The sequence below is a fragment of the Halomonas sp. MCCC 1A13316 genome (assembly GCF_014931605.1).
Taxonomy (GTDB): Bacteria; Pseudomonadota; Gammaproteobacteria; order Pseudomonadales; family Halomonadaceae; genus Halomonas.
Window position 1 is genome coordinate 1528756 of record NZ_CP053382.1, and the last position, 26299, is coordinate 1555054.

A 26299-nucleotide genomic window follows, 5' to 3' on the forward strand; every position below is an offset into this window, starting at 1 on the left:
GTTGTAAAAGTTGTCAATTTTTATCCCTCGAAGACGCGCCGACGGGAATTGCTCAAGTGGTTCTGCATGCATTGTGCGGCACGCTCTGCGTCTCCGGCGAGAATCGCATCGTGGATATTGCGGTGTTCGACCTGCACTTCTGGCAAATGGTGCTCAGGACGCCGCAAGCCGAGGCCGCGCGCCAGATTCTGGCCATAGGTAATCGCTGCCTGCAGCGACAGTAGAGTGTCGGAGAAGAAGCGGTTATGCGTAGCGTGCGCGACACACAGGTGAAAGCTGAAATCAGCATCGACACCCAGCGCATTGTCGCGAATGCGCTGCTCGAGTAGCGACAGCGCTCGGGTTAGTGCCACGCGCTCATCCTCTGTTGCTTTGGTCGCGGCAAGGCGCGCCGCCTCGGTTTCCACGGCGATGCGAAACTCGAAGCAGCGCTGGATTTCTGCCAGGCTCTCCAGGGGGGCGAAGTCGAGCATGGCCCGATTCGGACAGCGTTGGACAAAGCTGCCGGAGCCCCGATGCGAGCGCACCAGCCCATCATCTCGGAGCCGGGCCAGGGCCTCGCGCACGATCGGACGGGACACGCCGTAACGGTTTGCCAACAGCTCTTCCGACGGAAGACGCTCGCCCTCGACGTAGTCACGGTTGATGATGCGATCAATGATGTCGCCGTAGACCCGATCACTCAGTTTCTGCCCATTGCCCGGCGGGGAACCTTTTTCCAACGCCATTTTCAACCTCCCTGCCTCTTCGTACCCATTCAGCATACGCCAGCTTTTCCGTCGCGTGCTCACCTGACGGGGCGACGTTAGAGTTATTCCGGGAACCGTCCGAGTTTTACCTGAATTTGACTCGGTTCGGTGGACATCCGACCGCTTTCAAGATGCTCTGAATAAGAATGCATAATCTGGCTATAGCCAAGGCTTTTACCGAAAAAAAACCACAACATACCGCCGACTTCATTCAGGCTTTTGAAGTGAATAAAGTCCGTTATGGAATCGTCAATGTGCTGGGTTTATCCATCAGTTATTACCACTCATATCGTTTCGACCTGTATCGCGAGCGGACCGGCTTTTGTTTGTGGAGGCCCAAGTGCGGCACTGTCAAAAAATATTCGCTCCCAAGTGATGCTCCCCGGCGCTCCATAACTTCTCCCAGAGCGTGGCCATTGAAGAGGTCGAGACCGAGGCCCAGCGGGCCAGGCTGGTAGCGCATGGCTGCCACGCCTTCCAAGGCCACCTCTTCGGACGGACCGGCCTGTGGACTCGTTTCCCCTTCCGGTTTGATGTATATCAAGAAGAGCGACGGTTCCTTCCGCCTGACTCCTAAAACCATGGCTGCCACTTACGACTTAAGACTAATATCAAGTGCGTAGTAATTATTTCATTAGGTTTCTGCTGGTTCTCCAGCAGAGGAGGTAAGCATGGCATCAGTTTCCCTCATCACGCGTGGCCTGCGGCTCCTGCCGGTGGCGGCGCTGTGCCTCTCCATCGGCCTCGCCCAAGCCCAGAACGTCACCGACGAGGAGCGGCTCTACGGCGGGCCGATGCTCAACCAGCAGGAGCGCGACCAGCTCCAGCAGCAGATGCGCGAGGCGCGCACCATGGAAGAGCGCCAGCGCATCCAGGCCGAGCATCTTAACCACATGCGCCAGCGTGCCGAGCAACGCGGCTTCGACCCAGACGGCATCTAAGGCTACCCGATGCTTAACCAGCAACAGCGACGAGGGTACTACCAGCGCATGCGGGGGGCCGGTTCTGATGCCGAGCGCCAACGCATCCGCCAGGAGCATCGCCATCAGATGAGACAGCAGATCCTTCAGCAGCAGCAGCGCAGCCCCCGCGGCCAGGGCGGCAGTGGCCGCCTGATGAATCAGGGCGGCGGTGGAGGGCGCGGCTGAGCCGCGGCCTGTCTTGCAGGCTTCTTTACGATTTTAGTTTTGAACAAAAGGTGGGTCATGCCTGGGCGGCGTGATTTGTCACCAGATAGGAAGGTGGCGGTCGGACCGCGTTGGGGAGCGGCGAGTCAGCCATCGAGTGGGGAGTTGATTCCCCGGCAGTAGAAAACACGCAAGGGCATTCACTTTTTCTCAAGGGTCCGGAAACCACGCTACTCTACTGGAAGGCCGGCGATGCCTGGCTGGATGGCGATGGCAACGTCGTGGATCCCGCCCTGATCGAGCAGCTGTTGGCCGATGGCAACCACTACACCGACGTCATCGAGGATCTGGCAAACGCCAACCTGAACTACTCCTTCGATATCGGAGATATCAGCCTCGGCGAGCTCACGGTGCGCTTCGTGCCGATGTTCTCGCCCATCGTCACCGCGGCGGGCACCGACTATCAGTTCGCGGTGGCCGGCTCGCTGGATTCCACCGAGATTCCCTTCCGCTTCTATGATGCGCAGGGCAACCTGAAGCCGGAGTACGCGGATTATCAGGTCATCATCAATGCCATCGAGGCGCTGCCGACGGTAGCTGCTCGCCAGCAGGCGCTGGAGCGTGCCGGCACGAGCTACCTGCGCAACTACGGTACTCAGGGCATGCTGCTGGGCCGCGACAAGATGGAAGGGATCCTGCAGCACCTGGAGGCCCTCCGCGACCCGGCACTGGGCGTCACCCAGGTCACTGGCACCCAGGCCAACATCAGCGGCCAGGCCGACTACGCCATGATGGCAGCCACCGACTCGGCCGCCGACGTGGCCATGGCGTTCGACGAGAATGGCGATGCCACGTTCGCAGCGAGCGAGCGCTCCACCGTTTTCATCTCCGGATCTGCCTCTACCGGTGATCTGGACAGCACCGAGAACGGCGCCGGTGCCGACTACTCCGGCTACTCGCTGACCCTTGGCGCCGACTACAGCTTCACCGATGAGCTGAGGGCCGGTGTTGCCGTGGCCTACGGCGAGAACGACGGCGAAGTCGTGGATGGGCGCGGCACGCTCGAAGTCGACGGCACCTCGCTGTTGGCGTTCGGCGGCTACGGCGGTGCCACCGGCCTTTACGCCGATGCGGTGCTCGGCTACTCCTGGCTTGACTACGACAATGAGCGCAACATCCTTATTGGCGACACCGTCAGCGAGCGGGCCGAGAGCAGCACCGACGGAGAGCAGCTGAGCCTCACTCTGCGGAGCGGCTACAACTTCGTGCTCGGCCCTGTGATCGCCGGTCCCAGCGCGCGCTACCAGTACCTCGACCTGGATGTCGACGGCTACGAGGAGCGCGGTGCCGGCGTGCTCTCCATGAGCGTGGATGACATGAGCTTCGAGTCCCGGACCCTCTGGCTGGGCGGCGAGATATCCATGCCCATGGTACGTGACGACATCTTCCTGAGGCCGACTGCCCACATGCACTGGGTGAAGGAATTTGAAGACGATGCCGCCAGCGTCGACACCAGCTTCACCGGTGGCGCCGTGCCTTTCGGCACCCCCATCGACGGCCGCGACAGTGACTATATCCGCGCCGGCGTCGGGTTCGATGCTAGCTTCGAGACCGGTGGCATGCCGACCACCATATCGCTGAAATACGACGGCACCTTCTCCAACGAGGACTATGAGGACCACCGCGCCACCTTGGGAGTCGAGCTGCGCTTCTGATGCCAGCAGCCCTTTCATGATCACGAGCGAGGCGGCCTCACGGGGCCGCCTCGCTCGTTCCGGGTCGGAGCCTGTCATCCTTCACCCTTTGAGGTGCTGGCGGGCCTCCTTGGCGCTCTCGTAAATGTGCGGCGAGACGGCGCGCGCCTCCAGGGCGTGGCCGAGCTTGCGGCGCATGAAGCCGCTGGTGGTGTAGCGGGTTACCCGGCTGTAGAAGCGCTGCTCGAGGCCGCGCACCATCTCGGTGTAGGGGGCGAGCAGCGCGTCGTCGATGCGGCAGTGGTCGTAGTTGACGACGGCCTGGACGCGGCGGCCTAGCGGGGCGAGACGGCGCTCGACCTCCTGCTCGATGGCGTCGATGTCCTCCGGGGAGGCAACGCGCAGGTGCTCGAAGTTGATGAAGAGGATGTCTTCCTCCTCGTCGAGGCTGAAGCGCTGCGTCAGGGGCCGATCGAGCAGCTCCTCGGCGAGTCCCATGGGCGCTTCGTGGAAGATGCGCGCGTCCATGAGCCGGGGCGGCTCGGGCATCCACGGGGTGAAGGCCATCAGCGCCAGGACGTCGCGCTCCAGGTCGACCCCCGGAGCGATCTCGGTGAGGACGAGCCCCTCAGGGGTGAGCTCGAACACAGCCCGCTCGGTGACGTAGCAGACCGGCTTGCCGTCCGCGGCGGCCAGGGTCCCGCTGAAGGTGCGGTGTTCCACCTCGGCGACGAACTTGCCCTGGCCGCCGGGGGGCGCCTCGAGCCGCCCGTCGACGATGGCCAGCGCCTCACGGGTGGCCACGAAGGTGCCCATGAACACCACCTTGCGGGCGTTCTGGCTTATGTTGATGAAGCCGCCGGCGCCGGCCAGCCGCGGGCCGAAGCGCGAGACGTTGACGTGTCCCGCGCCGTCCACCTGAGCCATGCCCAGAAAGGCGATGTCGAGCCCGCCGCCGTCGTAGAAGTCGAACTGGGCCGGCTGGTCGATGATCGCCTGGGTGTTCAGCGCTGCCCCGAAGTCGAGCCCGCCGGCCGGCAGCCCGCCGATCACCCCGGGCTCGGCGGTCAGGGTCAGGTGTTCGAGCAGGCGCTCCTCGCTCGCCACCGCGCCCACGCCCTCGGGCATGCCGATCCCCAGGTTCACCACGCTGTTGGGCCTGAGCTCGAAGGCCGCGCGCCGGGCGATGACCTTGCGGGCCGAGAGCGGCAGCGGTTCGGGGCTTGCCATGGGCGCGCGGATCTCGCCGGAGAAGGCCGGGTTGTAGGCGGTGTGGAAGGTCTGCCAGTGGTGGGCGGGATACTCGCAGACCACCACGCAGTCGACCAGGATGCCGGGGATCTTGACGTCTTTGGGGTGCAGGGTGCCCTGCTCGGCAAGGCGCTCCACCTGCACGATCACCACGCCTCCGGAGTTCCGCACCGCCGTGGCGATGGCCAGCGCCTCCAGGGTCAGGGCCTCGCGCTCCATGCTGACGTTGCCCAGGGTGTCGGCGGTGGTGCCTCGCAGCAGAGCCACCTGCAGCGGCAGGGCCCGATAGAAGAGGTACTCCTGGCCGTCGATGGGCAGGAGCGAGACACGCTCCTCGAGGGTGACATCATTGATCCGGCCGCCGCCCAGACGCGGGTCGACGAAGGTGCCCAGGCCCACCCGGGTCAGGGTGCCCGGCTTGCCGGCGGCGATGTCGCGGAAGAGGTGCGAGATCACCCCCTGCGGCAGGTTCCAGGCCTGGATGCGCCCCTCGATGGCGAGCTTCTGCAGGGCGGGCACCAGCCCCCAGTGGCCGCCGATCACCTTCGCCACCAGCCCCTCGTGGCCCAAGTGGTTGAGCCCGCGCTCCTTGCCGTCGCCCTGGCCGGCGGCATACATCAGGGTCAGGTCTCGGGGCTCGCCGGTCTCAAGGAAGCGCTCCTCCAGGGCTACGGCGAGCCCCTCGGCGAAGCCGATGCCGACGAAGCCGCCGGTCGCCAGGGCGTCACCGTCACGGATCAGGTTCACGGCCTCGCGAGCGGAGACCACCTTGCCCTTCGCGGTGAAGGGCTGGCGGGAGAGCAGGGGGTGGGGCATGGCGGGCGTCCTGATGAATGTTTCTTCACGGTAGCATGCGTTGTGCTGAGCGGTGCACCTTGCACTAAGCCACCCGCTGGGCCGAGTTGATGCGGATCAAGACATGATGAGAATGTGCCGGAAGCTGGAGCTGAGCATGGTTCTCGCGACAAGGTGATTGGCTACACTGGCCACACCGGTGCGGCCGTTCGTCGTGCTAAAAAGAGTATCGACAGGGGAAAGAACATGCGCATGAAGGGCAAGAATGTCATCGTCACAGGAGGGGCCAGCGGTATCGGCCTGGCCAGCGTGAAGCGCTGCTTGCAGGAGGGTGCCAGCGTGGTCATCGCCGATCTCGAGGGCAGTAATGGCCAGGTTCAGGCCGCCCGGCTCGGTGACCTGTATGACAGCCGCTGCCTGTTCAAGGCGTGCGATGTCACCGACACCGCTCAGGTCGACCGCCTGTTCGCGGACAGTGTCGCCGAGCTCGGAAGCGTCGAGGCCGTATTTAACAATGCTGGCATCGGCGGCATCTGCCCCTCCGATGAGGTGACCGACGAAGAGTACCTCAGGATCATCGACATAAATCTCAATGGGGTCTTCCGCGTGGCCCGGGCCGCTTTGCGGGTGATGTACGGCCAGGGTGGCGGCAGCATCGTCAACTGCGCCTCTATCCTCGGCATTTTCGGCCAGTCTCAGGCCGCCGCCTATACCGCCGCCAAGGGCGGGGTGGTTAACATGACCCGGACGCTCGCTATCGAGGCGGCGCCGAAGGGCGTACGAGTCAACGCCATTGGTCCGGGCTATATCGACACTCCGCTGCTCGAGGCCCTGGATGACGACTTGCTGCAGGGGCTGATAAGACTGCACCCCATCGGCCGCCTGGGCCGCCCGGAAGAGGTCGCCAACGCCTTCCTGTTCCTGGCCAGCGACGAGGCCAGCTTCGTTACCGGGACGCACCTGATGGTCGATGGCGGCTTTACTGCCGGCAAGTCCTGAGGCGCTACGTCGCACGTTGCTCTGTTTGTGCGCTCAGCTGCTGGCCAGCGCGAACAGTGCGACCCCCACTGCCAGGCCGCCACCGATGGCGGCTAAGCGGCGGGTGCGGTGGCGATCCTGGCGCGATGGTCCGGTGGAGTAGTCGAAGCGCTCATAGAGGATGCGATGCATTGGCATGCCGAGGTCGAGAAGCGCATCCGAGACCGCCGTGACCATCCCGCCGGGGCCGCACATGAGCACTACAGACCGTGCCGGATCGAGCCCCTCGAGGAGTGTGTGTAGCCGATCCCGGTCGAGCAGGCCGATCTCGCCACGGTAGTCGGGGCCAGAGGTTTCGGAAAGCAGGTGCACGCGTAGGTCGAGACGCGCGCGTGCCGCCTCGATTTCGCCGAGGCAGGCGAAATTCGCGGGGGCGCCCACAGCGTAGGCGAGCCGAACGGGACGTCGCTCGCCCCGCGCCACCATGTCGCGCAGTAGACCCAGGATCGGCGCGATGCCGACGCCGCCCGCGATCAGTATCACGGCCTCGGCATCGTGGCCCTCCAGCACGAACTCTCCGTAGGGGCCGTCGAGCCCGAGTGGTGTGCCGGGCGCGAGCGCGCCCAAGGTGCTCGTGAAATCCCCCGCCTCCTTGATGATCAGCTTGACCCCGGGATCGCGGGGGCTGTTGGAGAGCGAGAAGGGATGGTCAAAGAGAGGAAACCGTCGCCTTCCCACGGTAAGCCAGACGAACTGGCCGGCGCGGTAGGCCAGGGATGGCGTGCGGGGAGTGGGCTCGACGTGCAGCTCCCACATCCGGTCGGCCACGCGCGAGACGCTGGCGAGCTTCCACGGATACCTATGCAGCCTGAACCAGCGCCAGCCATAGAGCACCCCGACCACCACCGCAACGGCAGCGCCTGTCGTGAGCCAGAAGGGTGGCAGCGGCGACGCAGCAGTAAATCGGCCTGTCGCGAGGGCGTGATGCACGCTGCCCATCACCGCCACGACACCGAGTGGCAGATGCGTGGCCCGCCAGGTTTCGTAGCGCCACGGCAGCCGCTCGCGCAGCAGTGAGGTGACGAGCAATAGTGCGAAGGCGACCCAGGCGAAGACGCCGCTGCGGTAGTGCGGCGAGGTCAGGTAGAACTCGAGCCGCTCTCGCGCCAGCGCCGGTGACTCAAACCACGTTGGCAGCACATAGAGCAGAGGATGTAGGAGCACCGCTAACAGCACCCACCACGCCGCGACCTTGTGGAAGGCCATGATCCTGTCGATGCCGAGATGGCGCGAGACGCTATTGAAGCGGCCCGAGGTCACGAACTGTATCGCCATCGCGATGACAGCGATCATGCCGAGTGCCGCCGCCGTGCGCTCCCACGGATCGGCCGGTGCGGCGCGGCCGAACAGGGCTACTACGAGTGGCAGCAGAACGATGCCGAGATAGAGCGCGGCGAGCGTGGTGCCCGGCAGTTGACTCGCTTTACGGTCGGCGCTGCGGATGCTGCTATCGTCGGAGCTCGTCATTGTGTTTCCTTGTATCGTTCCGTCACCTAAGCTCGAAGATAGACCAAGCCAGGGCAGCACGGGGCGCAGGTGCCCATGGCGGGGATCATTCGGCGCAGTAGGGGAGATCGACCTATGTTCAGCCAAGGTATCCACTGCATCGCGGTCGTTGCGACTCTCGCCCTGACATCTGCTACCGTGGCACCCGCTGCCTTGGCGCAGGATGATGATGCACAACTCGCTGCGATCGTCGAGGCGTGGCTCGCGGCTCCGCACGGTGACTATCGGTCACCTTCATTCACGCACTGGAACGCAGAGGGTGAGGTTCCGACTGGCTGCGCGGCTTGCCACTCCGAGCCGGGCTTCGTCGATTACCTGGGTGCAGACGGCAGCGCAGCGGGGGTCGTCGATGCCCCGGCGGCGATCAATGCTCCGATCGGATGTGCCTCCTGCCATACGACTGCCGCGCATGAGCTCGACGAGGTAACGTTTCCGTCGGGCGTCAGCGTTGCGGCGCTGGGCGAGTCGGCGGTCTGCACGGTTTGTCATCAGGGCCGGGCGTCCACCGACACGGTCGCTGCGCAGGTCGAGGGCCTCGACGAGGATGCTGTCGTTTCCGAGTTGGGATTCATCAACGTCCATTACGCGGTCGCAGCGGCGACGATGCACGGCGCGCATGTTCGCGGTGGCTACCAGTATGCCGGACGCGACTATCTCGGGCGCTTCGACCACGTGCCGAGCGCAAGCACTTGCACTTCCTGCCATCAACCGCACAGCACGGAGGTAGCGACCGAGACGTGCCTGACCTGTCATCGCGGTGTCGAGGATATCACCGCGATTCGCACCCGCCACGGCGACTTCGATGGCGACGGGGATACAGCCGAAGGCGTTCTCGGTGAAATCGAGACGTTGCGAACCCGTCTCGGCGAGGCAATCGTCCTCTACGCCGAAGAGGTGACAGGGAGGCCGGTCGGCTACGCCGCCGATACCTTCCCCTATTTCTTCGCCGACACCGATGGCGACGGCAGCATCAGTCCCGACGAAGCCATTTTCCCCAACCGCTACCAGAGCTGGACGCCGCGCCTGTTGAAGGCGGCCTACAATTATCAGTTCGCAAAGAAGGACCCCGGCGCTTTCGCTCACAACCCCGGCTACATGCTGCAACTGCTTCACGACAGTCTCGTTAACCTGGCAGAGCGCATCGAGGTGGAAGTGCCATCACGTCGGCGGAAATGACTGACAAGCAGGATGGCTGTGTCACGAGTCAGCATATCTTCTCACGGGGCACTTGATGCAGGTGGCTGGCGGTCTGGCCGCCGGGTAGGGCAGCGATTCGCGCACTGCACGAATGAAAAGTATTAACCAAGCTCATGCTACGGTCGTAAGCGATTTTACTACACCGCTTGTCAGTGATTTCTTACAACGGCGCATATCCCACGTTAACTGCATTTTGCTGCACTACTGCCATGCTAGTAAGCAAGAGCAGGGAAGCTCCGCAAGGAAGCCGAGTCAGGACGACTCAATGACCCAAGGATGCCCGGTCAGGATGACCGGGAGAGAAGCAAGGAAGCAAAGGTTGGCCCGGCCGCAAGGCCGGGCTCTTGTTTTGTGTCCCTCCTTTTGCGCGACCCTTCCTGAATCACAGCCATCGACTCACCGTCTGTCCTTCAAGCCTGGAAAAGCCGCCATATAAGGGCGAATTCTTTGCTTTTGCTTCGTTACAACTGAGGCGATGATGGAAGGTCGGCTGCCATGGGAACGAAGGGGCGGCGCCGATAGAGCAGAGGAACAACGATCAGTGACAGCGCTGGCATAGCCGGTTGCACATGGTCAATTGGTTTAGAATTGTCTGCTATAGATAAGCGTATCCTTCAATGGGTGACGGGATGTCCAAATCTGACTGGCTGGTCAAGGCTCGTCGTTCTATATTCGCCGGGCTATGGGCCGGCCTGCCGTCGGCTGCGTCCGCCTCCGCTGGAGCCGCCGCCATGCCTGCTGCCGGCTGGGGCGTGATGTTGCTGGTCGTGGTGTCGGTTCTGGTTCTGGCGGGACTGGCCTATAGACGCCGGCTGTTGAGTGAAGTCGAAAGGCTGCGGGCCAGCCATGAAGAGCTGACGACCATCCTCGACAGCGTCGACGCCTGTATCTACGTCAAATCGAGCGACTTTCGCTACCAGTATGTCAACCGCAAGGGCAGCGAGATCGTGGGCCTGCCGGCCGAGGCAGTCCTGGGCAAGACCGACAGTGACATCTTCGATTCGGTCACGGCAGCAGAGCTGCGCTTCAATGACCGGCGAGTCCTGGAGCAGGGCGAGAAAGTCGTGGTGGAAGAGGGGTACGTGAAGGCACAGGACGAAACCGTCTTCACCATTCTGTCGATCAAGCTGCCGTTGCGCAGAGCCGATGGAACGATTCGTGCGCTTTGCGGCTTCTCTACCGACGTTACCGAATACCGCGATATCCAGGAAAGCAAGCATCGGCTGACGTTCTACGATTCCCTGACGGGATTGCCTAATCGCCGCCTGCTGCTCGACCGCCTGGAGATGGTGGTCAAGGGCACTCGGCGAACCGAGCGTTATGCGGCTTTGCTGTTCATCGACCTGGATGATTTCAAGGTCGTCAATGAAACCCAGGGGCTACAGCGGGGCGACCGTTTTCTACGCCAGGTGGCGCAGAAACTGACAGAGGTCGTGCGTGAGAGCGATACTCTGGCGCGGCTGGGAGCCGATGAGTTCGTGCTGATGATCCATGACCTCGGCCTCGAGGTGGAGCAGGCCGCCCATGCCGCCGAGCGCGTGGCCGAGAAGTTGCTGGGACAGATCATGAGCGCCCAGACCGACGACGACCAGGCGCTGACCCTGCCCATTTCGGCGAGTATCGGTATTTCCTTGTTCGCCAACGGCCAGGCGAACGTCGACAGTGCCATGCGACAGGCGGATATCGCCCTGCAGCAGGCCAAGGCCGCGGGTGGCAACACCCTGCGCTTCTTCAATGCCGACATGCAGGCCGATGTGATGGAGCGGGTACATCTCGAGGCCGACCTGCACCAGGCGCTGGCACGTAACGAGCTGCGCCTGCACTATCAGATCCAGGTGGATGATCATGCGAAGATAACGGGCGTCGAGGCCTTGATTCGCTGGGAACACCCACGGCGTGGTTTGGTACCCCCGGCGCTTTTCATTCCGCTTGCCGAGAAGAACCGGCTGATACTGCCGGTCGGCTACTGGGTGCTCGAGACCGCTTGCCGCCAACTGGCCGCATGGGCAAAGGAGAGCGGCAAGGAGGGGCTGACGATCGCCGTCAACGTCAGCTCGGTGCAGTTCCACCAGCCCGACTTCGTTGCTCGCGTTCAGCATACCTTGGAAGGAACGGGCGCCAACCCTGCCCGGCTGGTGCTGGAAGTCACCGAGAGCCTGCTGATGGAGGAGCCGGAGCGGGTGCGCAACATCATGCTGCGCCTGAGCAAGCTCGGTATACGTTTTTCCCTGGACGACTTCGGTACCGGCTACTCATCGCTGAACTACCTGAAGCGGCTCCCCCTGGATGAACTCAAGATCGACAAGTCGTTCATCGATGGCGTGCTCGACGACCCGGTTGATGCCGCCATCGTCACGACAACGATCACTTTAGCGAACAGTCTGGGGCTCGCGGTCACCGCCGAGGGAGTCGAGACGGAGGCGCAGCACCGCTGGCTGCTGGAACATGGTTGCGAGGCCTTTCAGGGCTATCTGTTCGGCCGTCCGCTGGCCTTGGAAGAGCTGGAGTTGTCCGAGCAGGCTTGCACCATTTCCTCCTGATGAAGCACGGCTTCATGCAGCTTCCTCCTTTTCCTGCCGTCGCTGGGGTAAGCTGAGCGTGTCATGTCGCCGAGAAGCTCGCTTCTCTGTCCTGCCTACCACCACAACGGAGCTTTTCATGTCATTTCGTCCTTTGCTTGCCGCCGCCGTGCTGATCCTTCCGCTCACGGCTCTGGCCGAGTCGCCCAACATCGTGCCGGGTCAGTGGCAGTTTTCCAGTACCACGTCCGTCAAGGGCGATGTGCCGATTCCCGACCAGACCGACAGCTATCAGGAGTGTATCGTCCAGGGCGATCTGGACGACGCAGATTTCCAGTTCCTCGAAGTGGAGGAAGGCTGTGAGCTGCTCGAGCACAATGTCTCGGCGGATGGTGTCGACTACAAGATGGTCTGTCGTGCCGAGGGTGGCGAAGCCAATATCGATGGACGCATGGATTTCCTGGGTGAGCGCGTCGAGGGCAATGTGAACATCGATACCGAATCGCCGATGGGGCAGATGCAACTGGAAACCACTATCGAGGGCGAGCGTCTCGGCGATTGCTGAGAGTCCTGACGTTGTCAGCCATGACGCAAGCTGCCCCTTGTAGGTGGCTTGCGTCGTGAGATGTCGTACTCTGCACATTATTGTCGTACTACCTCGCCGCTTCGCGTCAACCGCCTTCGTCGCTGCGCTCCTCTGCCGGCCCCTTGTGGCCCGGCGTGTCCTTGCTGAGGTTATGTGCGCTGTTGATCAGCCCGACGTGGGAGAAAGCCTGCGGAAAATTGCCCAGCTGGCAGCGTGCGATGGGGTGATACTCCTCGGCGAGAAGGCCGAGGTCGTTACGCACGCTGAGCAGTTTGTCGAAAAGGTCGCGCGCCTCGTCGTGCCGACCGAGCAGTTCCAGCGTATCCACCAGCCAGAAGCTGCAGACCAGGAAGGCGCCTTCCCCTTCCGTCAGGTGGCGATCCTCATCGCCGTTAGAATAGCGGTAGACGAAACCGTCATGCACCAGCTCGGCTCGTATGGCTTCGATGGTGCCGAGAATGCGTGGATCCTCGATGGGAAGAAAGCCGACCTGTGGCAGCAACAGCAGCGAGGCGTCCAACGCATCTGCACCATAGTACTGAACGAAACTGTTGCGCTCGCGGTTGAAGCCGTGGGTGCAGACGTCGTCATGGATGCGCTGACGCAGCGCCCGCCAGCGCTGGACGTCGCCAGGGAGGCCAAAGTGCTCGGCGCCTTTGATGATCCGATCCACTGCGACCCAGGCCATGACCTTGGAGTGGGTGTAGTGACGGGCGGGTTCGCGGCTCTCCCACAGGCCGGCCCCCTTTTCACACCAGTGCTGCTCGAGAAAATCGATCATGTTGCACTGGATGTCCCACATGTCGCAGGAAGGCTCGATCTGGTGAATGCGACCGAGGTGTAGACCGTCCATCACCTCGCCATAGACGTCGAGCTGGTTTTGTCGGAAGGCATCGTTGCCAGTGCGTACCGGCCAGCAGCCGTTAAAGCCCTCCAGCCAATCGATTTCGTGCTCGTAGAGTCGCCGCTCTCCGGCCAGACCGTACAGTGGCTGCAACTTGCCGGGGTCGCCGGCTACCGCGCGCAGCAACCACTCACGCCAGGCGTAAGCCTCGTCCCTGTAGCCCGAGGAGAGCAAGGCGTAGAGCGTGAACGTGGCATCACGCAGCCAAGTGTAGCGATAGTCCCAGTTTAGGCCGGCACCGGGCTGCTCGGGCAGGGACGTGGTCGGGGCCCCCACCATGCCGCCGGTTTCGATGTGGGTGAGCGCCTTGAGCGTGATCAAGGATCTCACCACCGGCTCGCGATAGCGGTCGGCAACCTGACAGCGTGAGCTCCATTCGCGCCACCAACCTTCGGTGTCTTCGAGAGAGCGCAGCGCATCCCGGTGGCGCGGGACGCTGCGAAAAGAGGGATACCAGGTCAACACGAACGGTACTCGCTCACCGGCGCGAACCTCAAAGGAGGCAACGATGTCGCTGCCTTGAGCCTGAAGGTCGATGGGGGCTGCCATACGCAAGCCATCGGGGCCCGCCATGGCGGAAATGCAGTCTTTTTCCTGGCTCAGCCAGGGTTTCAGACGGCCATAGCCGAAGCGAAAGGCCGCATGGCAGTGCATCGGCACGCAACCGCTACGTCCTTCGACGACACGCATGACATTCACTTCGTTATCGCTCACGCTGGCAACCGGCATAAAGTCGATGACTGCAACGCGACCGTGCTCTGTCTCGAAGAGCGTCTCGAGCACCAGCGTCTCGCCGCGGTAATGGCGCGAACGGTTCAGCACCGTCTCGGAGGGCTGAATACACCAATAACCATTGTCACCATTTCCCAGCAATTCAGCGCAGCAAGCATCCGAATCGAACCGTGGCAGGCACAGCCAACTGATCGAGGCATCGCGATCGATGAGTGCGGCCGTTCGCATGTTGCCGATGAACCCGTAATCTTCGATCCTCCGTGTCGCCTGTTTCACTGCGGTTCCCTCCTGTGCGCTTCCATGTCGTTACGAACTGCGACATCTTGAGCGGTGCGAGTCGAGCCATTGATGTCAAAAAAGAACAAAAATCCGCTTTTCTTTACATCAGCGAAGGCAAGAAGGACGGCCTTTTAATCTCTTTCATTTGGCTTTCTGCCTCCCATTGGTAAAAGCGCTAGTAGTTTTGTTATTCCACCAGGAATTATAATATTTTTTCGATAACTAGCTGCTAGAAAAAGAAAATATTAGATCAGCAGGAGAAAGCAAGCGAAGCGAAACCGCCGCTCCTAGCCAGATTGACCATTTTGATACAGATGACTATAGCTCTAATGATTTCCATGGAAAGAGGGTGCTTGGTCGCGTCGAATCCGAGCACGAATGAAAGCTATGGGAGAGCAAGCATGAGCGAACAAGTCGGTGACTTCATCATCAGACGTCTGGGCGAGTGGGGTGTCAAGCGCATCTACGGCTACCCGGGCGATGGTAGCAACGGCATCATGGGAGCCTTGAACCGGGCGGACGATCGCTTCGAGTTCATCCAGACGCGTCATGAGGAGATGGCGGCGTTCATGGCCTGTGCCCATGCCAAGTTCACCGGTGAAGTGGGAGTCTGTACTGCCACTTCGGGGCCTGGTGCCATCCACCTGCTCAACGGGCTTTATGATGCCAAGAAGGACCATCAACCCGTCGTGGCGATCGTCGGCCAGCAGGCGCGGGCCGCCATGGGTGGCGAGTACCAGCAGGAGGTGGATCTCGTCTCGCTGTTCAAGGATGTCGCCCACGAATTCGTGCATATGGCGACCAGCCCCGCTCAAGTCCGCCACTTGATCGACCGCGCGGTCCGAATAGCGCTCTCGAAGCGAACCGTGACGGCAGTCATCGTGCCCAACGACCTGCAGAGCCAGCCAGCCGTTGAAACACCGCCGCGAGCGCACGGCACCGTGCATTCCGGCGTCGGCTATGTACGCCCACGTGTGGTTCCTCACGAAGAGGAGTTGCGCCAGGCCGCTGCCGTGCTCAACGAGGGTGAGCGTGTGGCCATTCTCGTCGGTGCCGGGGCGCTGGGCGCCACCGACGAGGTCATCCAGGTCGCGGAGAAGCTGGGCGCCGGGGTGGCCAAGGCGCTGCTCGGGCGTGCGGCGCTGCCCGATGACCTGCCTTTCGTCACCGGTTCGATCGGGTTGTTGGGCACCAACCCCAGCTGGGAGTTGATGTCGAACTGCGACACGCTACTGATGATCGGCTCCGGTTTCCCCTACTCGGAATTTCTGCCCGAGGAGGGACAGGCGCGCGGCGTACAGATCGATATCGACGGCGGGCAGGTGAGCATGCGCTACCCCATGGAGGTGAATCTGGTCGGTGACAGTGCTGCCACGCTGCAGGCGCTTCTGCCTCATCTCAAGCAGAAGACCGACCGCGACTGGCGCGAGCATATCGAGAAAAGCATTGCCCAATGGTGGGAAGTGCTAGAAGAGCGCGCCATGGCTGATGCCGATCCGGTCAACCCGCAGCGCGTGTTCTGGGAACTATCGCCGAAACTGCCCGACAACTGCATTCTGACCAGCGATTCCGGCTCCGCCGCCAACTGGTATGCGCGCGATCTCAAGCTGCGCCGCGGCATGATGGCCTCTCTCTCCGGAGGGTTGGCTACCATGGGCAACGGCGTGCCCTACGCCATCGCCGCAAAGTTCGCCTACCCGGAGCGAGTCGCCATCGCCATGGTTGGTGACGGCGCCATGCAGATGAACGGCAACGCCGAACTGGTGACCATTGCCAAGTATTGGCAGCGCTGGAGCGACCCGCGCCTGGTCATCATGGTGCTCAATAACCAGGACCTCAATCAGGTGACCTGGGAGATGCGCGTCATGGAGGGCGATCCGAAGTACGAGGCATCGCAGAACATCCCCGATTTCCCGTACGCGGACTATGCCGAGCTGATCGGGCTCAAGGGCATCAAGGTCACCGAGTCCGAGGCACTGGCAGGTGCCTGGGATCGCGCCCTGACAGCCGATCGTCCGGTAGTGTTGGAGGTTGTCACCGACCCCGATATTCCGCCCATTCCTCCACATATCAAGCGTGAGCAGGCGCAGGCCTACATGTCGGCGCTGTTGCACGGCGATCCCGATGCGTTGGGTACCATCAAGGCCTCCTTCAAGCAATTCGCACGGGAGTTCGTACCCAAGGTGCGCAAGCACTGAGCCTCGCTCGGGTGAGGAGGAGCTGCGATGCTGGAACCACACATCCCCATCGAAGCCCTGGAAGTCTCGGTCTACGAGATTCCGACCGATGCGCCGGAGTCCGATGGCACGCTGCAATGGGACTCCACCACCTTGGTGCTCGTCGAACTACGTGCCGGCGGCCAGCATGGGCTCGGTTATACCTACGGGCACCGGGCCTGCGCCACGCTGATCCACGACAAGCTGGCCGGACTCGTCGAAGGGCATGATGCACTGGCGGTGCGCGGGGGCTGGCTGAAGATGGTGGACGCAATCCGCAATCTCGGTCGGCCGGGAATCAGCTCAATGGCGATCGCGGCCATCGACGTGGCGATGTGGGATCTCAAGGCGCGCCTGCTCGACGTTCCGTTAGCGAGGCTGCTGGGGGCTGTGCGCCCGTCGGTGCCGGTGTATGGCAGCGGCGGTTTTACCTCCTACTCCAGCGAGCGGCTTCAGGCGCAACTGGGCGGTTGGGTCGAAGCAGGAATTCGACGGGTCAAGATGAAGATCGGTCGCCAGCCCGAATGCGACCTGGAGCGCATCCGCCTGGCGCGCGAGGCGATCGGTCCCGCAACCGAACTTTACGTCGATGCCAATGGAGCCTATGCCCGCAAGCAGGCACTGGCCATGGCCGAAGCCTTCAATATCCATGAAGTGAGCTGGTATGAGGAGCCAGTAAGCTCGGACGACCTGGCGGGTCTGCGCATGCTGCGCGATCGCGTGCCTGGTGGAATGGAAGTTTCCTCAGGCGAGTACGGCTATGACCTGCCTTATTTCCGGCGCATGCTCGAGGCGGGCGCAGTAGACGTGCTGCAGGCCGACCTGACGCGCTGCGCCGGCATTACCGGCTTCCTCGACGTCGCCGCGCTGTGCGAGGCCCATCAACTGCCTCTCTCCTCCCATACCGCACCGGCGCTGCACCTGCATCCCGCCTGCTGTACGACGCCGCTACGCCACCTTGAATACTTCCACGATCACGCACGGATCGAAGCGATGCTGTTCGAGGGGGGCGTCGTTCCCGATGGCGAGGGAAACCTGCAACCGGACCTCTCGCTGCCCGGGCTGGGGCTGACGTTCAAGCACAAGGAGGCGGAGCGCTACCGGTTGGGCTGAACTCTTTGGCTCTTACCTTCACATGCTCAGGGATTGGCGATGAACGACATGATCAGCACATCTCGCTCGCAGTACCGTGACGAGGCAGAAGCATACCTACAACTGGCTCGGGAACTGGCCGAGGCAATCGAAGGGGAGGTGCGCTTTGACGATGGTAGCCGGGCGCTCTACGCCAACGACGCCTCGAACTATCGTCAGCCGCCGATCGGCGTCACCATCCCCCGCTCGGTAGACGACATCATTGCCATTCACCGCATCTGTCACTCACATGGTGTGCCCATTTTGTCGCGCGGCGCCGGTACCAGCCTGTCGGGGGAAACCGTCAACCATGCGGTGGTGATCGACCACTCCAAGTATCTGGACCGTATCGTCGATATCGACGAGCTGAACAGGCGGGTCACCGTGGAGGCGGGAGCGATCAACGACAAGGTCAACCAGGCGCTGGGCCCCTGTAACCTGGTATTTCCACCCGACCCCTCCACCCACGAGTGGTGCACCATCGGCGGTAATATCGGCAACAACTCCTGTGGGGTGCATTCGGTCCAGGCGCAGTGCTACGGCCATGGCCCGCGTACCTGCGACAACGTGCATTCGCTGGATATTCTCACCTATGACGGTGAGCGCATGACGCTCAAGGATGGCTATAGCGAGGAGGAGATCGACGCCATCATCGCCGAAGGCGGGCGCCGAGGTGAAATCTTCCTCAAGCTCAAGAATCTGCGCGACCGCTACAGCGAGCAAATTCGCCAGTGCTACCCGCAGATCGAGCACATGCCGCGTCGCGTATCCGGCTACAACCTCGACGACCTGCTACCGGAGCGCGGTTTCAACCTGGCAAGCGCCCTGTGCGGTACCGAGGGCACCTGCATGACGGTGTTGCATGCCACGCTCAAGCTGACGGTCAATGCCCGGCACCGGACACTGATGGTGGTGGGCTTCGACAGTATCGAGATCGCCGGCGATCATGTGCCGACTATCATCGATGCAGCGCCGATCGCGCTGGAGGCCATCGACAAGCGGCTGTTCCAGCACGAAGTCGATCAACATATGAACGAGGCGACTCTCGACAGGATGCCTGAGGGAAACGCTTTCCTGCTGGTCGAGTTCGGCGGGGAAGATGCCGAGGACACCTGTGCCCAGGCGAGGCGCTTGTTCGAAAAGTTGCAGCGTACCAAGAGCGCGCCGACGGCTTACCGTATCGTCGACGACGAAGACGAAGCCAACCGCATCTGGGAAGTGCGCAAGGCCGGGCTGGGGGCGACGGCGTTCCCGCCGCCCAAGAAGGCACCGCATTGGCCCGGCTGGGAAGATTCGGCCGTGCCCCCGGAGCGCGTCGGTGACTATGTACGCGATCTGAAGGCGCTCTACAAAAAGCATGGCTACGTCGGGGCTTTGTACGGTCACTTCGGGCAGGGCTGTATTCACTCACGAATCGACTTCGATCTGCAGAGTGAGGAGGGGGTACGCCAGTATCGCGCCTTTGCGCAGGAGGCCGCCGACCTGGTGGTCGCCTACGGCGGCTCGCTCTCGGGAGAGCATGGTGACGGTCAGGCGCGCGGCGAACTGCTGGAGAGAATGTACGGCCCCGAACTGATCGAGGCGTTTCGTGAGTTCAAGCGCATCTGGGATCCGCAGTGGAAGATGAATCCCGGCAAAGTCATCGATCCCTATCGGCTCGACGAGAACCTGCGACTAGTCAACTACCGACCGGAGCCGGTTGCGACTCACTTCCGCTTTCCCGAGGATGAGCGCAGCTTCGGGCGGGTCGCCTTTCGCTGCGTCGGAGTCGGTAAGTGTCGCAGTGACAGCGGCACCATGTGTCCGAGCTACATGGTGACCCGCGAAGAGAAGCACACCACGCGCGGTCGGGCGCGCCTGCTGTTCGAGATGATGAACGGCGAGTTGATTCGCGATGGCTGGCAGTCGGAAGCGGTGCGAGAGTCGCTCGACCTATGCCTGGCCTGCAAGGGCTGCCTCAACGACTGTCCTGTCAATGTCGACATGGCCACCTACAAGGCCGAGTTCCTGTCGCACTACTATGAAGGGCATCGGCGCCCGCTCAATCACTACGCCTTCGGCTACATCGACCGCTGGTCGCGGCTGGCGTCGAAGATGCCTGCACTGGTCAATCTCGTCACTCAGACGTCGCCGCTGAGCAACATGGTCAAGGCCATCACCGCCATGCCTCAGCAGCGCCAGGCACCGGCCTATGCCCCCGAAACCTTCAAGGCCTGGTTCGCCAGGCGGCCCATCGTCAACGAACATGCCCAGCCGGTGATGCTGTGGGCGGACACCTTCACCAATCACTTCTATCCCGATACCGCCCAGGCCGCCACCGAGGTGCTCGAGGCGGCAGGCTATCGCGTCGTGATTCCGCCCGAAGGGCTCTGCTGCGGGCGGCCGCTGTACGATTTCGGCATGCTCGACGACGCCAAGGCATACCTTCGGCGAGTGATGGCCACGCTGGGTTCGGCCATCGAGATGAACATGCCGATTATCGGCCTGGAGCCGTCGTGCATTGCGGTGTTTCGCGACGAGCTGATCAACCTCTTTCCGGACGACAACCGGGCGCGGCGTTTGAGCGAAAACAGCCTGATGCTCAGCGAGTTCCTGGTGCAGCGTGCCGAGCACTACCGGCCACCACGCTTTGCACGCCAGGCGCTGGTACATGGCCACTGCCATCACAAGGCCATCATTCACCTGGATGCCGAGAAGACGCTGATGGAGTGGATGGGACTGGATTACGAGATACCTGATTCCGGCTGCTGCGGCATGTCCGGCTCGTTCGGCTTCGATCGCGACAAGTACGAGGTGTCGATCGGCGCCGGGGAACGGGTACTGCTACCGCGGGTACGCGAGGCCCAGCCGGGCACCTTGATCATCGCCAACGGATTCAGCTGCCGCCAGCAGATTGCGGATACCACCGATAGGCACGCCTTGCATATCGCCGACGTGCTGCGCATGGCCATGGACGCTCGGCCGGAGTCGCCCAGCGAACTGGCGGAACAGAGCATTATACGGCGCCGCGCCCAGGCTCGGCGTCGGACCAATCGGCGCACGGCCACCGTGGCTGGCGCCCTGGCCGCCAGTGGACTGGCGGCCTGGTACTGGCATCGCCGGGCCAGGCGATAGGCAGCGAATACCGGGCGCAAGGCAAAGGAGGTGCACATGCAAGATCGACACGAAGTGGTTGTCGTTACCGGCGCGGGCGCCGGCCTGGGACGCGCCGTAGCGCGGGAATTTGCCCGTCACGGAGCCGCCGTGGGATTGATCTCGCGCAACCAGCGTCGCCTTGAAGCCGCCAAGAGTGAAGTCGAGGCCTTGGGCGGCAGGGCGGTCATCATCAGTGCCGACATGGCCCATGCCGATCAGGTCGAGCATGCGGCTAGCCATATCGAGCAACGACTCGGCCCCATCGACATCTGGGTCAATGGCGCGATGACGACGGTGTTTTCGCCGCTGCACGAGATGAGCCCGGAAGAGTTCAAGCGGGTGAACGACGTCACTTACATGGGCTACGTACACGGGACCATGGCTGCGCTCAAGCGTATGCGGCCGCGCAATCGGGGCACCATCGTGCAGGTCGGCTCGGCGTTGGCCTATCGGCCGATTCCTCTGCAGACCGCTTATTGCGGCGCCAAGCATGCCATCAAGGGCATGACCGAAGGGCTGCGCTGCGAACTGATGCATGATGGCAGTGACGTGCATGTCACCCTGGTCGAGATGCCGGCGCTCAATACGCCTCAGTTCGACTGGTGCAAGAGCCATCTGCTCCGGCGCGCGCGTCCTGTGGCGCCCGTCTATCAGCCCGAAGTGGGGGCACGTGCCGTCTACTGGGCCGCGCATCAACGCCGGCGCCAAGTCTATGTCGGTGTATCGTCGTTGCTCACCATCTGGGGTAACAAGCTGGCGCCCGGGATGATGGATCGCTTCATGGCGCGGACGGCAGTGAGTGGCCAGCAGACCTCGGAAGCCGAAGATCCCGACCGCCCCGATAATCTGTGGCAGCCGGTCAGTGGAGACATGGGAGCCCGGGGCCGCTTTGGCCGCGAGTCGAAGAACCGCAGCGAACAGTTCTGGTTGACGACGCACCGCAACCAGGTCGGGCTGATCGCCGGGTCGCTGCTGTTGGCCGGGGCCGCTATGCTGTGCACCGTCAATCGGCAACAGCGCCAGACGACGTCACGGCTGCCGGTGCTGCGTTAGCGATCTCCTCCTGTGGACGTTGATTCGCTGCTCGCCTGTGCCATTTCGTCTTCCAGGCGTCGGCGTACGTCGCCGGGCGAGCCGGTATGGCGAGCCAGCAGGTCGTAGGCCACCGGCACCACGAACAGGGTGAAGAGGGTGGCGGCAGCGACGCCGGCGAGAATCACCGTGCCGATCACCATGCGCGATTCGGCGCCGGCGCCGGTCGAGACGATCAGCGGGATGGAGCCGGCCATGGTGGTGACCGCCGTCATCAGGATTGGCCGCAGGCGCGTCACGGAGGCTTCCAGCAGGGCATCGCGGAAGGCGATGCCCTCGTCGCGCAGCTGGTTGGTGTATTCGACGATCAAGATGCCGTTCTTCGACGCTAGCCCGATCAGCATCACCAGGCCCACCTGGCTGTAGATGTTGAGCGATTGTCCGGTGACATAGAGCCCCAGCATGGCACCGCTCATGGCCAGAGGCACGGTGAGCATGATCACGAACGGATGAACGAAGCTCTCGAACTGGGCCGCCAGTACCAGGAAGACCACCAGGCCGCCCAGGATCAGCAGGTATAGGGTGGCGCCGCTGGCGCGATCGTAGTCGCGAGATGCGCCGCTGACGTCGGTCTGGGCCTGGCCCGGCAGTACCTCGTTGGCTGCGGTTTCCAGGTACTCCAGCGCGTCGCCCAGCGCGTAGCCGTCGGCCAGGTTGGCCTCGATGGTGATGGCGCGCAGGCGATTGAAGCGGTTGAGCGTGCTGGCGCCGGCCTCTTCGGAGAAGCTCACCAGGCTGGCCAACGGGATCAGTTCCCCGGTGCGGGCAGAACGCACCTGAATGTTATCCAGAGCACGGGGACTCGACTGATTGGCGCGATCGCCCTCGACGATCACGTCGTACTCCTGGCCATTGTCGAGGTAGCGGGTCACGTTGCGCCCGCCCAGCATGACTTCGAGAGTCCGGCCGATCTCGGTCACGGTGACGCCAAGGTCGGCGGCTCGCGTGTAGTCGATCTCGACGCGCAACTGCGGCTGGGTCTCCTTGTAGTTGCTGTCCAGGCCGATCAGGCGTGGGTTGTCCTCGCGAATATGCCCCATCAACAGGTCGCGCCACTCGGCGAGCTCTTCATAGGTGCCGCCGCCCAGCACGAATTCCACCGGCTTGCTGATGCGCTGGCCGAAACCCTGGCGCATCACCGGGAAGGCCTGTACGCCGGGCAGGTCGGCGAGCATGCGCCGCACGTCGTTCATGATCGCCCAGGCGTCGCGACGCTCCCCCCAATCGGCCATGCTGACGATCACGAAGCCGTTATTGAAGTTCTCGATATTGCCGAATCCTCGCGGTGCCCGGACCACGACCCGCTGCAGTTCACCGCTGTCGATCAGCGAAGAGAGGCGCGTCTCGATCTCGTCCATGTAATCCATGGTGTAGTCGAACGTTGCCCCCTCCGGCCCGTTGACCAGAACGATGAAGCTGCCGCGATCCTCCTGCGGGGTGTATTCGCTGGGCAGCTGAGCGGCGAGCCACGCGGTGGCGGCGATCAGCCCGACGAACAGCGCCAGCACCAGCAGCCGGGCCTTGAGCACGCCGACCAGCAGCGTGCGGTAGAGGCGCTGCGAGAGCTCCAGCAGCCATTGAACACCATGGGCGATACGGCCGTCATGCATCGAGGGCTTGAGGATCTTCGACGCCATCATCGGCGTCAGCGACAGGGCCAGCACGCTGGAGATCACCACCGCGGCGGCCATGGTCAGGGCAAATTCGGAGAACAGCCGGCCCACGTTGCCCTGCAGGAAGCCCAGTGGGACGAATACCGCGACCAGCACCAGCGTGGTGGCGATGACGGCGAAGGCGATCTGGCGACTGCCGCGAAAGGCGGCGACCAACGGGGTTTCGCCGTAGTCGTGCATGCGCCGATGAATGTTCTCGAGCACCACGATGGCATCGTCGACGATCAGGCCGATCGCCAATACCAGGGCCAGCAGGGTGAGCAGGTTGATCGAGAAGCCCATCAGCGCGAGCGCCATGAAAGAACCGACGATGGCGATCGGCACGGTAACGGCGGGAATCAGTGTGGTGCGCACGTTGCCCAGGAACAGGAAGATCACCACCACCACTAACCCCATGGCGATGAACAGGGTGAGCACGACCTGCTCGATGGCGCCCGAGACGAACACCGAGGCATCGTAGTTGAGCGAGAGCGACATGCCGTCGGGCAGGCCGTTCTGAACTCGCTCCAGCTCCGCCTGGACCCCCTGCGAGACCTCGAGCACGTTGGCAGTGGATTGCTTCATGATGCCCAGGCCCACCATCGGCACGCCGTTGGCGCGGAAGATCGAGCGATCCTCCACCGAGCCGATCTCCACCCGCGCCACGTCGCCCAGGCGCACCAGGTAACCGCCCTCGCCGCGCGCCAGGGCCAGGCGCTCGAAGTCCACCGGCTCGGCGAAACTGCGCGGCAGGCGTACCACGAACTGTCGCTCGCTCGACTCGATGGAACCCGCGGGAAGTTCGACGTTCTCGGCGCGCAGGGCGCTCTCCACGTCGCTCACGGTCAGATCGCGGGCGGCCAGGGCGTTGCGGTCGAGCCACACGCGCATGGCGTACTCGCTGCCGCCACCCACGCGCACGCGCGCCACCCCGGGTTGTACGGAGAAGCCATCCGCCAGGTAGCGCTCGGCGTAATCGGTCAGCTCGGAAATGGTATAGCCGGCGCCGGAGAGCGCGAGCCATAGCACCACCTCTTCGCTCGAATCGGTCTTCTGCACTTCCGGTGGGTCGGCTTCATCAGGCAAGTTGCGCAGCGCTCCCGAGATGCGATCGCGCATGTCGTTGGCCGCTGCGTCGATATCCATGTCGAGGCGAAATTCGATGTCGATGCGCGACTGGCCATCCTCGCTGGTGGAGGTAATCAGTTCGATGCCCTCGACCCCGGCGATGCGATCTTCCAGCACCTGAGTAATACGGGTTTCTACCACGCTCGCCGAGGCGCCGGGGTAGCGTGTCTCGATGCTGACCACCGGCGGGTCGATGGAGGGGTACTCCTGCAGCGGCAGTCGCTGCAGGGCCAGCAGGCCGAAGGCGATGATCAACAGGGCCAGTACGGTGGCGAGCACCGGGCGCTGGACGGAGATATCCGAGAGCCGCATCAGGCGTCTTCCTCGGGGCGATTGGCCTCGAGGATCTGGCGCACCGAGGCATCATCGTCGGCGATACCCAGCACGCGTACCCGATCGCCTTCCTGGGCGCGCTGCAGGCCGTGACTGACCAGCAACTCACCGCCCGCGAGCCCTTCCAGAATTTCGGCCTGACCGGTGCGGCGCTCGCCGACTCTCACCTGGCGCCGCACCAGGCGGTGTTCGTCGGCCTCGTCGATCACCAGCACGTACTGCTTGTCCCCGCTGGGAACCAGTACCGACTCGGGGACTACCACCGCCTGGCGCGGATTGCGCTGCAGCACCACCTCCATCAGCATGCCGGGGCGCAGGCGTAGTTCGGGGTTGTCGAGCTTCGCCCGCACCGTGATGCTGCGGCTCACCGGGTCGACCCGCGAGCCGATGCTGCTGACCTCGCCCTCGAAACGCTCGTCGGGGAAGGCGGCGCTGCGTGCGGTCAGCGGCAGCCCCGGCTCCAGAATCGCCAGGTACGATTCGGGCACGCTGAAGTCGAGCTTCATGAGGTCAAGCTTGTCCAGCGTGACCAGTTCCGTACCCGGCGTGACCAGGCTACCCGCGCTGATATTGCGAAACCCCACCCGGCCGGAGAACGGCGCGCGAATCCGGTAGTTGGTCAGCCGTGCCTCCAGCGCCTGGATCTCCGCCTGCACCTGGCGCAGCCGCGCCTGGCTGTCCTCCACATCGGCGCGCGGCGCCATGTTGCGGTTCTGCAACTGGGTCAGGCGCTCCACGGCGCTGCGGCGTTCGTCGCGCAGCGCCTGGGCGGCACGCAGCTGGGCCTGTTCCTCACCATCCTCCAGGCGAATCAACAGCTGGCCGGCTTCCACCACCTCGCCATCGCGGAAGTTCAGCTCGGCAACGATCTCGGTCACCGTGGCCGAGAGCGTCACGCTCTCGTCGGCCCGCAGGGTGCCGAGCGCTTCCAGCGGGTCGGACCAGGGCTCGACGATGGCGCGGGCGGCGATCACCGCCGGATGCTCCTGGGCGGCCACGCGCGAATGAGGGCCAAGCACGAGGCCTGAGATCAGGGCAAGGGCCAGGCAGAGCGGGCCGGTCAGCGTGGCCAGGCATCGGGCCAGCGCGAGGGAGTAGAGGGGCGTTGGGTTCATGAGGGCTCGTTGTCGTAACTCGGCAGTGGCGAGAGGGCGCCGCATCCGTAGGCGCTTCCTTGACAGCCTACTCAATTTGTCGGCACCGAAAGTGACAACAAATTCACAATAATGGTTCTA

17 protein-coding genes are annotated in these 26299 nt (G+C 63.2%); 11 read left to right on the forward strand and 6 right to left on the reverse strand.

Annotated elements, in window-relative coordinates; all coding sequences use genetic code 11:
- Positions 1 to 20 precede the first annotated feature (20 nt).
- Positions 21 to 728 carry a FadR/GntR family transcriptional regulator gene (locus HNO52_RS07160; protein WP_197568470.1) on the reverse strand — a complete coding sequence of 236 codons (708 nt, stop codon included), beginning with the start codon at positions 726 to 728 and terminating at the stop codon, positions 21 to 23.
- Positions 729 to 1420: 692 nt separating this feature from the next.
- On the opposite strand from HNO52_RS07160, the gene HNO52_RS07165 reads away from it, so the two are divergent.
- The 3 genes from HNO52_RS07165 (at position 1421) to HNO52_RS07175 (ending at position 3591) form a co-directional block, all read left to right on the forward strand.
- Positions 1421 to 1690, forward strand: a complete 270-nt coding sequence (locus HNO52_RS07165; RefSeq protein WP_197568471.1) for a hypothetical protein — start codon at positions 1421 to 1423, stop codon at positions 1688 to 1690.
- 9 nt (positions 1691 to 1699) lie between these two features.
- Positions 1700 to 1897, forward strand: a complete 198-nt coding sequence (locus HNO52_RS07170; protein ID WP_197568472.1) for a hypothetical protein — start codon at positions 1700 to 1702, stop codon at positions 1895 to 1897.
- Between the two features lie 110 nt (positions 1898 to 2007).
- Positions 2008 to 3591: an autotransporter outer membrane beta-barrel domain-containing protein gene (locus HNO52_RS07175; protein ID WP_197568473.1), complete on the forward strand. Its 1584-nt coding sequence runs from the start codon at positions 2008 to 2010 to the stop codon at positions 3589 to 3591.
- An 81-nt stretch (positions 3592 to 3672) separates the two neighbouring features.
- Here HNO52_RS07175 and HNO52_RS07180 read toward each other — a convergent pair whose 3' ends face one another.
- Complete coding sequence (locus HNO52_RS07180) at positions 3673 to 5637, reverse strand: acyl CoA:acetate/3-ketoacid CoA transferase (RefSeq protein WP_197568474.1); 1965 nt, start codon at positions 5635 to 5637, stop codon at positions 3673 to 3675.
- Positions 5638 to 5868: 231 nt separating this feature from the next.
- On the opposite strand from HNO52_RS07180, the gene HNO52_RS07185 reads away from it, so the two are divergent.
- On the forward strand, positions 5869 to 6615 hold the full coding sequence (locus HNO52_RS07185) for an SDR family NAD(P)-dependent oxidoreductase (protein WP_197568475.1): 747 nt from the start codon (positions 5869 to 5871) through the stop codon (positions 6613 to 6615).
- A gap of 33 nt (positions 6616 to 6648) precedes the next feature.
- Here HNO52_RS07185 and HNO52_RS07190 read toward each other — a convergent pair whose 3' ends face one another.
- Entirely contained in the window at positions 6649 to 7947 is a 1299-nt protein-coding gene (locus HNO52_RS07190) for a ferredoxin reductase family protein (RefSeq protein ID WP_197568476.1), read from the reverse strand.
- Between the two features lie 288 nt (positions 7948 to 8235).
- Between HNO52_RS07190 and HNO52_RS07195 the strand changes: the two genes are divergently transcribed.
- From HNO52_RS07195 to HNO52_RS07205, 3 genes are all read left to right on the forward strand, one after another.
- Entirely contained in the window at positions 8236 to 9336 is a 1101-nt protein-coding gene (locus tag HNO52_RS07195; RefSeq protein WP_197568477.1) for a hypothetical protein, read from the forward strand.
- Positions 9337 to 9986: 650 nt separating this feature from the next.
- Positions 9987 to 11897 carry a putative bifunctional diguanylate cyclase/phosphodiesterase gene (locus HNO52_RS07200; protein ID WP_232090631.1) on the forward strand — a complete coding sequence of 637 codons (1911 nt, stop codon included), beginning with the start codon at positions 9987 to 9989 and terminating at the stop codon, positions 11895 to 11897.
- A 118-nt stretch (positions 11898 to 12015) separates the two neighbouring features.
- The gene (locus HNO52_RS07205; RefSeq protein ID WP_197568478.1) at positions 12016 to 12441 is read left to right on the forward strand and encodes a DUF3617 domain-containing protein; all 426 of its coding nucleotides are present in this window, start codon (positions 12016 to 12018) and stop codon (positions 12439 to 12441) included.
- Between the two features lie 106 nt (positions 12442 to 12547).
- On the opposite strand, the gene HNO52_RS07210 is transcribed toward HNO52_RS07205, so the two are convergent.
- Positions 12548 to 14374, reverse strand: a complete 1827-nt coding sequence (locus HNO52_RS07210; protein WP_232090632.1) for a glycoside hydrolase family 15 protein — start codon at positions 14372 to 14374, stop codon at positions 12548 to 12550.
- Positions 14375 to 14778: 404 nt separating this feature from the next.
- Between HNO52_RS07210 and HNO52_RS07215 the strand changes: the two genes are divergently transcribed.
- From HNO52_RS07215 to HNO52_RS07230, 4 genes are read left to right on the forward strand one after another with little or no spacing between them, the layout of a single operon-like run.
- A complete protein-coding gene (locus HNO52_RS07215; protein WP_197568479.1) occupies positions 14779 to 16575 on the forward strand; it encodes a thiamine pyrophosphate-requiring protein in 1797 nt (598 codons plus the stop codon).
- 27 nt (positions 16576 to 16602) lie between these two features.
- Entirely contained in the window at positions 16603 to 17706 is a 1104-nt protein-coding gene (locus HNO52_RS07220) for an enolase C-terminal domain-like protein (RefSeq protein WP_197568480.1), read from the forward strand.
- 48 nt (positions 17707 to 17754) lie between these two features.
- The gene (locus HNO52_RS07225; RefSeq protein ID WP_197568481.1) at positions 17755 to 20838 is read left to right on the forward strand and encodes an FAD-binding and (Fe-S)-binding domain-containing protein; all 3084 of its coding nucleotides are present in this window, start codon (positions 17755 to 17757) and stop codon (positions 20836 to 20838) included.
- A 36-nt stretch (positions 20839 to 20874) separates the two neighbouring features.
- Entirely contained in the window at positions 20875 to 21912 is a 1038-nt protein-coding gene (locus HNO52_RS07230; RefSeq protein WP_197568482.1) for an SDR family oxidoreductase, read from the forward strand.
- Here the strand turns inward: HNO52_RS07230 and HNO52_RS07235 are convergent.
- Both HNO52_RS07235 and HNO52_RS07240 read right to left on the reverse strand, forming a co-directional pair.
- Positions 21909 to 25043, reverse strand: a complete 3135-nt coding sequence (locus HNO52_RS07235) for an efflux RND transporter permease subunit (protein ID WP_197568483.1) — start codon at positions 25041 to 25043, stop codon at positions 21909 to 21911. The genes HNO52_RS07230 and HNO52_RS07235 overlap by 4 nt on opposite strands.
- Positions 25043 to 26179, reverse strand: coding sequence for an efflux RND transporter periplasmic adaptor subunit (locus HNO52_RS07240; RefSeq protein WP_197568484.1), 1137 nt, complete (start codon positions 26177 to 26179; stop codon positions 25043 to 25045). The genes HNO52_RS07235 and HNO52_RS07240 overlap by 1 nt, the downstream gene beginning before the upstream one ends.
- Positions 26180 to 26299 lie beyond the last annotated feature (120 nt).